Here is a 2,126-nt window from a genome sequence, read left to right on the forward strand (position 1 = left end):
CATTTTTCACTGAAGCAGATCGACCTTGGTATCACTGCGGTGATTTACAATCCTTATAAAGTGAAAACATGACTAAGAGAGTCATTAGTGAACTACCAACACTCCCGCAAGCGGTGAGTGTAGGCTTCTGGCTTCATTGACAGATGCCCCTTTCCCTTTCGAGTAAGTGGTCTTACTCCGTCTCGGCTCAGCAAGAACGGGGTTCCCTTCGCCCCCCTAGATAATATCCGAATTCCTTCATTCCTTAGACATAACCGTATAAATCTCCCCACAATAAATGACATTCATCTAACATGAACACACATAACAATACTCCGGACAGTTTTTAAACAAGGATACGAGCGAAATAAAGTACAGAAGCGAAAAAAGTGAGTGCAATCTGAACCGAAAATAAACAGAAAAAAAGGCACTCTTTTAGGTTAAGCTATAAAAACAACACTTCGGACAGTTTTTGGAACGATACTACAAGCTTGACAGGCTAAGGATCGTGAAAAAGTCGAATTAAATGCAAGTCAGGGGTGGACATGACTTTGATTTAATTATCCACAGTGGCTCAAAGCCAAGCGAGGATAAGTCATTGGGTCATAGAAAAACTGTCCGAAGTATTGTAAAAACACACAAGCTTAACAGATTGCCTTATGAATATTATTGAGTTCATCTTACAACAAATGCCAGGGATTCGTCAACCCCAAAAAAAGTTTTTAATCACTTTATTTTCAACTATTTTGTTTGTCTATGGCAAGGTCAACTTCACGAATCTCAGTGGTTATAGTTATTTGAGTGAAAAAACCTACCGTCGTCACTTTCTCAAAAGCTTTAACTTTCCACAATTTAATCAATATTTCCTCAAAGAAGCCTTGAATCCTGAACACACGGTTATTGCTGTCATTGATTGCTCTTTTTTAAGAAAAAGGTAGAAGTTCACGGGGGTAGCAAAAGCCCAAAAAATCTGGTAAGGTGAGGGACATGGAGAAGACAGTGCCGGAATTAATGGCAGCAATCAGTCCAGCAGAGTGGGCGCAAGTGCCAGGCAGCATCCTCGAACTAATTTACGAATTAGTGCGTAGGATGGATCAGTTTGAACAGGAAATAGGGGAACTGAGAACAGAAAACGAGCTTCTCAAAGAGCAATTAGCCAGAACTTCGGCAAATTCATCACAACCACCATCGAAGAATCCTCAAGGATTTAAGCCCAATCGAAAGGAACCCACCGGAAAGAAGCGGGGTGGGCAACTAGGACATGCGGGACACGAACGGAAGCTATACCCGACCGAAATGTGTCAAGAAGTAATCAACCATTACCCACAGCAATGTAGTGGATGTGGAGGCATCCTAGAGATTGAAAATAATGGTCAAGCCTATCGACATCAAGTAGTGGAAGTCCCACCAGTACAGCGGCTCGTCATCGAACATCAGTTTCATCCAATTACCTGTACTTGTTGTGGGAAAGAAAATCAAGCCCCAGAAATGACCGAAATAATAGGAATGGGTGGATATGGTCCAAGAACAGCAGCCTATGTAGGTTTATTCAGTAGTGAGTATCGACAATCCTACCGCCAAATACGTGCGTTGATGCAGGCGGTGTTTGGGATTGAAATGTCCGTCGGCACTATCAATCGTCTACGGACAGAAGTGAGTGAGGCAGTTGGCGATGGGGTCACAGCAGCCCAACATTACATCCAGCAGCAGCCGAATGTGGGAGTAGATGAGACTGGATTTCAGCAGCGGAATGGAGATGGTGAAAATGCCACCAAGACCAGTGGTTGGCTGTGGGTGGCTGTAACGCCATTGATTCAGAGCTTTCAGGTAATTTTAAGCAGAGCTAGTAGTGCTGCTCAAACGGTTTTGGGCGAAACTGTTAGTGGCTCGATGCCCTGCCTATAATTGGGTGGATGTCAATCACCGGCAACTGTGTTGGGCACACCTCAAACGAGATTTTATTCAAATATCCGAACGAGTTGGAGTTTCAGCCCAAATCGGCAAATCCTTGCTGGAGCAGGAAAAAGAGCTTTTCAATCTCTGGCATAAATTTAGAAATGACCAACTCACTCGTTCGGAGTTAAAAGAAAGGGTTGAACCTATTAAGACTGAAGTTTTGAGTATCTTGCTAGAAGCTTCGCAGTTAG

At 43.3% G+C, this 2,126-nt stretch carries 3 protein-coding genes; all 3 read left to right on the forward strand.

Going from position 1 to position 2,126, the window contains the following annotated elements; all coding sequences use genetic code 11:
* Positions 1-638: 638 nt before the first annotated feature.
* Positions 639-917, forward strand: a complete 279-nt coding sequence (locus ACUVJL_RS32605) for a hypothetical protein (protein WP_445249617.1) — start codon at positions 639-641, stop codon at positions 915-917.
* 49 nt (positions 918-966) lie between these two features.
* Positions 967-1,884, forward strand: coding sequence for an IS66 family transposase (locus tag ACUVJL_RS32610; protein WP_445249618.1), 918 nt, complete (start codon positions 967-969; stop codon positions 1,882-1,884).
* A 4-nt stretch (positions 1,885-1,888) separates the two neighbouring features.
* A partial coding sequence (locus tag ACUVJL_RS32615) for an IS66 family transposase (RefSeq protein WP_445249619.1) occupies positions 1,889-2,126 on the forward strand: 238 nt, incomplete at its 3' end.

Origin of the sequence: Microcoleus sp. OTE_8_concoct_300, from assembly GCF_031383065.1 — a bacterium.
GTDB lineage: Bacteria > Cyanobacteriota > Cyanobacteriia > Cyanobacteriales > Microcoleaceae > Microcoleus.